5 protein-coding genes and 2 pseudogenes are annotated in these 4,993 nt (G+C 67.7%); 5 read left to right on the top strand and 2 right to left on the bottom strand.

Annotation, left to right across the window (positions count from 1 at the left end):
* Positions 1–131: 131 nt before the first annotated feature.
* The 3 genes and pseudogenes from Q7A36_RS41950 to Q7A36_RS38310 form a co-directional block, all read left to right on the top strand.
* Positions 132–356: pseudogene (locus Q7A36_RS41950) on the top strand (site-specific integrase); the annotation flags it as partial.
* A 24-nt stretch (positions 357–380) separates the two neighbouring features.
* The gene (locus Q7A36_RS38315; protein WP_305109050.1) at positions 381–1,076 is read left to right on the top strand and encodes a tyrosine-type recombinase/integrase; all 696 of its coding nucleotides are present in this window, start codon (positions 381–383) and stop codon (positions 1,074–1,076) included.
* Between the two features lie 116 nt (positions 1,077–1,192).
* Entirely contained in the window at positions 1,193–2,794 is a 1,602-nt protein-coding gene (locus Q7A36_RS38310) for a Na+/H+ antiporter (protein WP_305109049.1), read from the top strand.
* A gap of 464 nt (positions 2,795–3,258) precedes the next feature.
* On the opposite strand, the gene Q7A36_RS38305 is transcribed toward Q7A36_RS38310, so the two are convergent.
* Both Q7A36_RS38305 and Q7A36_RS38300 read right to left on the bottom strand, forming a co-directional pair.
* Complete coding sequence (locus Q7A36_RS38305; protein ID WP_305109048.1) at positions 3,259–3,402, bottom strand: hypothetical protein; 144 nt, start codon at positions 3,400–3,402, stop codon at positions 3,259–3,261.
* A gap of 88 nt (positions 3,403–3,490) precedes the next feature.
* Positions 3,491–3,826: a hypothetical protein gene (locus Q7A36_RS38300; RefSeq protein WP_305109047.1), complete on the bottom strand. Its 336-nt coding sequence runs from the start codon at positions 3,824–3,826 to the stop codon at positions 3,491–3,493.
* Between the two features lie 232 nt (positions 3,827–4,058).
* On the opposite strand from Q7A36_RS38300, the gene Q7A36_RS38295 reads away from it, so the two are divergent.
* Both Q7A36_RS38295 and Q7A36_RS38290 read left to right on the top strand, forming a co-directional pair.
* Positions 4,059–4,442 carry a lipocalin-like domain-containing protein gene (locus Q7A36_RS38295; protein WP_305109046.1) on the top strand — a complete coding sequence of 128 codons (384 nt, stop codon included), beginning with the start codon at positions 4,059–4,061 and terminating at the stop codon, positions 4,440–4,442.
* Positions 4,443–4,645: 203 nt separating this feature from the next.
* A pseudogene (locus tag Q7A36_RS38290) lies at positions 4,646–4,993 on the top strand (transposase); the annotation flags it as partial.

Genomic DNA, 4,993 nt, shown 5'->3' with positions numbered 1-4,993 from the left:
CCAGCCCTATGCGCCCAGAAGGGATGACGAAGACGACATCGGAGCGGGCACGAACGACACGATAGAGGGCACGACGACACGGATCAGGGCATGCCCAAGCCCCTGGAAATCTACGATCCCGTACGACATCGATCAGGAAATGTGACACCGACGCCGACCTCGTCCGCGCCGCCGGCTATGCCCGCCAGGCGCTCTCGCCGGCGACGCTGGCCGCCTACGCCGCGGACTGGGCTGGCTTCGAGGCCTGGTGCACGGGCAGGGGTGTCACCGCCCTGCCAGCCACGCCGGCAACCGTCGCGGCCTACCTCGCCGCGCTCGCCGCCAGCCATGCCGGATCGACGCTGCGCCGACGGCTCGCTGCCATCGGCCGCGCCCACCACGTGGCCGGCCTGCCCTGGTCGGGCTCGCACCCGGCGATCCGCGACACCCTCGCCGGCATCGCCCGCCGGCACGGCACGCCGCAGAGACGTGCCGCGGCGATCGGCACCACCGAAATCCGCCGCCTCGTCGCCACCTGCACCGACGGTCTCACCGGCACCCGCGACCGCGCCCTGCTGCTGCTGGGCTTCGCCGCGGCGCTGCGCTGCTCCGAGCTGGTTGCGGTGCAGCGCGAGCACATCACCCTCACGCCCGAGGGCCTGCGGCTGCTGATCCCGCGCGCCAAGACCGACCAGCAGGGCAGGGGGGCCGAGCTCGGCCTCCCGCGCGGCCGACACGCTGCGACGTGTCCGGTGCGCGCGCTAGAGGCCTGGCTGCAGGCCAGCGACTGCCGCTACGGCCCGGTGTTCCGCAAGATCGACCGCTGGGGCAACGTGGAAACCGCGGCGCTGCACCCCTACGCGCTGCCGCGGATCCTGGCGCGGCGCTTGGCGCTGGCCGGCATCAAGTCCGCGGGGCTCGAGCGGTTGTCGCTGCACGGGCTGCGGCCGGGCTGCATCACCGAAGCCTACAAGGCCGGGGCGCGCGACGACACCATCATGGCGCACTCCCGCCACCGCGACATCCGCACCATGCGCGGCCATGTCCGCCGCGCCAAGCTCGTCGACGAGAGCCCGGCAGGGATCGTCGGGCTCTAGCCGTCCATCCTGTACGGTACGGGCGAGCGAGGCAGTCTGGACTCGCTGAAGCGTCTCAAACAAGGTCGCTGGCCTGGATCTGGGCCGGACCCCCGGCCGGCGATGGAGGGCACGGTATGAGCCCGGTGGCGCAATTCGAGTTGGTGCTGGTTCTACTGGTCGCAGTGGCGTGCCTGGGCCTCGCGGCGCGGTGGCTCCGTCTACCACCGGCTGTGGCCTTGATCCTCGGTGGAGGAGCGTTGGCCTTCGTTCCCGGCATGCCGGTGCTGACCCTGGACCCAGAGTTGGTGCTGGTGCTGTTCCTGCCCCCGCTGTTGACGGCCAGCGCGTACTTCACGGTCTGGCGCGACTTCCGGCGCAACCTCTCGGGCATTCTCGGTCTCGCCATCGGCGCGGTGGCGTTTACCACGCTGCTGGTCGGCATCGCGGTGCACTGGGCGGCGCCGGAGTTGCCCTGGGCGGCTTGCTTCGCGCTCGGTGCCGTGGTTTCGCCTCCGGACGCCGTGGCCGCCAAGGCGGTGCTGGAGCATGTGCGCCTGCCGCGACAGACAATGGTGCTGCTGGAAGGCGAGAGCCTGTTGAACGACGCCGCCGGAATCGTGCTGTTCCGCTTCGCCGTGGCGGCGGCGCTGACCGGCACGTTCAGCCTGGCGGACGCAGCGGCGAGCTTTGCGGTGCTGGCGCTCGGCGGCATCGTCGTGGGCGGGGTGGTGGGCCTGTTGTGCATAGGAGCGGTGTGGCGGCTGAAGCGGCTGCGCGAGTTGGAGATCGGCATCACCACCACGCTGCTAATGCCCTGGGCGGCGTATATCGGCGCCGAGCGGATCCACGCCTCAGGCGTGATCGCGACTGTCGTGTCCGGGCTGTTGCTGGGTTGGTACCAGCACGACGTGTTTGGGGCGAAGGGGAGACACACGGGCACCGCGGTCTGGCAGGTGATGGTGTACCTGCTGGAGGCCTTCGTGTTCATCCTCATCGGGCTGTCGCTGCGCGGTATGATTGAGCGTCTTGGGGGTGCCGGCGACGTGGCGCAGGCGCTCGGATTTCCCGTGCTGACCGTGGTGGGTGCGGTGGTCCTGTCGCGCTTTGCCTGGATCCTCGGCGCCGACCGCCTGGCGGCGCTGCTCGACAGGGTCAGGGGTGGCGGCGTGAGGCCGTCGAGCCTCGCGGCCTCGGCGGTCATGGGGTGGGCGGGCATGCGCGGCGTGGTGACGCTAGCCGTGGCCCTCTCGGTGCCGGAGGCGATGCCCGGACGCGACCTGATCCTGGTGTCCGCCTTCGCCGTGATCCTGGCGACGGTGCTGGTGCAAGGGACGACGCTGGGAGCACTGATCCGACTGTTACGGCTCGACGCGACGACGGGTCGTGAGGAGCAGCTGCTTACACGGGCCGAGGCGGCTTCGCGCGTTGCGGCAACTCAACTTGAGACCGTGGAGACGTTGGCGCGCGGCACCGACGGTCAGGTCCACCACCCGCGGCTGCTGGAACAGTATGGCTATCGTGCCCGTGCGGCGCAGCGCTTCAGCCAGGACGCCGAGATCCTGAAGGGTGAACGCGACGCTCACTTCGAGGTGGTGCTGGCCGCAGTGGCGGCCGGGCGAGCAGAGGTGCTCCGGCTGCACCGCTCCGGCCAGATCCACGACGAGGTGCTGCACGCATTGGAGCACGACCTCGACCTGCAGGAGCTTTCGACGGAGCGACTGCGTGGCGAAGGATGAGGCTCTCGGCAAGATTGAGTGCACTATGTTGCATCATCAGAGGCGAGAAGAGTTTGCCGTAATCAGCGCAAGCAACTGGAGTTAGAGACTACACTGTCGCGTCGCGCGGCCGTCGGCTGAGGACGAGGCGCATCAAGCGCGGGGCAACATTCAGGACCTGCCGGGCGCGCAGTGGTTCACCACCGCGGCTTTCGGCGCGGCGTTCACGGCCAACTCCACCGTGTCGGGCGTCGTCCATTGCAGGGTGCGCGTCGGCCCTAAACTGGAATCGTCGGCAGGTGCACCATAGCGCTGCAGCACCTGCGTCCGCAGTGCGTCGGCATCATCGCCGGTGTTGCTGATGACGCAGCGCAGCCCGCCGCCCGGCAGATCGAACTGGAAGCCGATGGCGAGCCGGGGCGGACCCTACACCGTGCTCTCGACCGTGATCTCGTACCCGCCAGCCTCGTCACGATAGCGGCGCATTAGCGGCATCGCCGGGCTTTGCTGCCGGATGCGGCGATTACCTGCTCGGCGGTCATGCCCCACTGCGTGTACTCCCAATGCGCCAAGACGGGGCTGGCGGCCGCCGCGACCATCAGGGCGGCAGTGATGGTGAAAAGCTTCATCGCAAAGTCCCTGGTTGGCGTGCTCCGCGAAGCTGGTATCTGAAAGATCCGGTAGGATCTGCCCTGGGTACAGAGGCAGCGTCCCATGTCAGCCTGGCACCCGCACCCCCAACCGCGCTGCCACGGCCTCCAGCAGCGTCACATCACCGTCGCGCCATTGGCGCCGTGTCAGGAGGCTGGTTGCCTCGGCCGCTGACATGCCGAGCGCCTCACCGACCTCGGCTGGCGTGATAGCGCCACGCTCATCGAGGTCACGTCGGATCGCCAAGCGCAGCCGGATGGTCTTCAGTCGGTCCTCCTGTCGGATCCGCCGCTCCGCGGCTGACATCTTCGGCTTCACAGGAGGCACGGACGGCGGGGAATCGTCAGGCGGCAGGCTCATACCGTGGCAGGTAAGCGCGGCGACAGCCGGCGTCATCTCCATCTGGCCTTGCAGGTGTTGATCAACGGGAAAACAGACGTCAAAGGCGGGTCGTCGCCAAGCCGGACGCCATCAAAGCTCTGCCTTTCCCATTGCTTGAAGGTTCCTCTAGTGCCCGTCAGTTCCTGAGTGTTACCCTGCCAACCTGAGGGTCTGTTTCGGGACGAAGGCGGAATGCCCGCATTTAGACGCTCTACCTTGGTAAGCTGTGCGGGGACGGCGACTGAGAGCTGCGATGCAGAATCTTTCGGGCACGATTTGGAAGCTTGTTGAAGTGCATGCCACCGGCGAGGACGGGCGAGAGGTAGAGGCGCCGATCCTATGTCCCCTGGGCATCACCATGTTCGGTGACGAACGCGTCCTAGCGGCGGTGACTGATACTCGCCCGACGCTGTCACCGGGTGCTCCAACGCGGCCTTTCTTCTCCTACACCGGCACCTACCAATGGGATGGCACTACGCTGTCCACCGTCGCCGACGCCGCGTCGAAGCCCGACATGGTGACGGAGCATGTCCGTGACATGCACTTCGACGGTCCGACACGCCTCGTGGTCACGCCCAAGACGAGCCTGCTTGGCAGGACCGCGGGCCTGACCTTTGTGTGGGAGCGGGTCGAATAGCGCCGGTCCGGTCGGACCGACACGCACATCTCGGTCGAGTTCTGGAGCGGGCTTTGAAATGATTGAAGAAAGCAGGCCACAGGTTCTGACGGATGCGCACTGGGGGGTGCTGGCGCCGCTCACCGAGGCGTGCCGTCCGCCACACAAGACGGAGCATCATGACCTGCATCGCACCATCGAGGCGATCATCTGGCGACACGACAGATGCCTCCGGTCGCGCGATCGGCTTCGCCCTGGCTCCCGGGCAGGCGCACGAGTTGCCGCTGGCACCGCTGCTCCTGACACTCCTCTCGATCATCCCCGCCTGGATCGTGGCTGATTGCGGATACGCCAGCCATGCCTTCCGTGACCTCATTTAGGACCTTGGCGCCCACCCCGCGATCTCGGCGAAGCGCAACGAAGCCGCTGTCGCGTGTCCGACCTGGATCTACCACAACCGCAATCGGGTCGAGTGTCTTTGGGCGTGGCTCAAAGAGTGGCGCGCTGTCGCCACCCGCTACGAGAAGACCGCGTGTTCCTTCATGGGCGTGCTCTGCTTGGCCGCCACTATG

Origin of the sequence: Paracraurococcus lichenis (assembly GCF_030657435.1) — a bacterium.
Taxonomy (GTDB): Bacteria; Pseudomonadota; Alphaproteobacteria; order Acetobacterales; family Acetobacteraceae; genus Paracraurococcus; species Paracraurococcus lichenis.
Note: the sequence above shows the minus strand (reverse complement) of the source record. Positions and strands in the feature narration are given on the sequence as shown.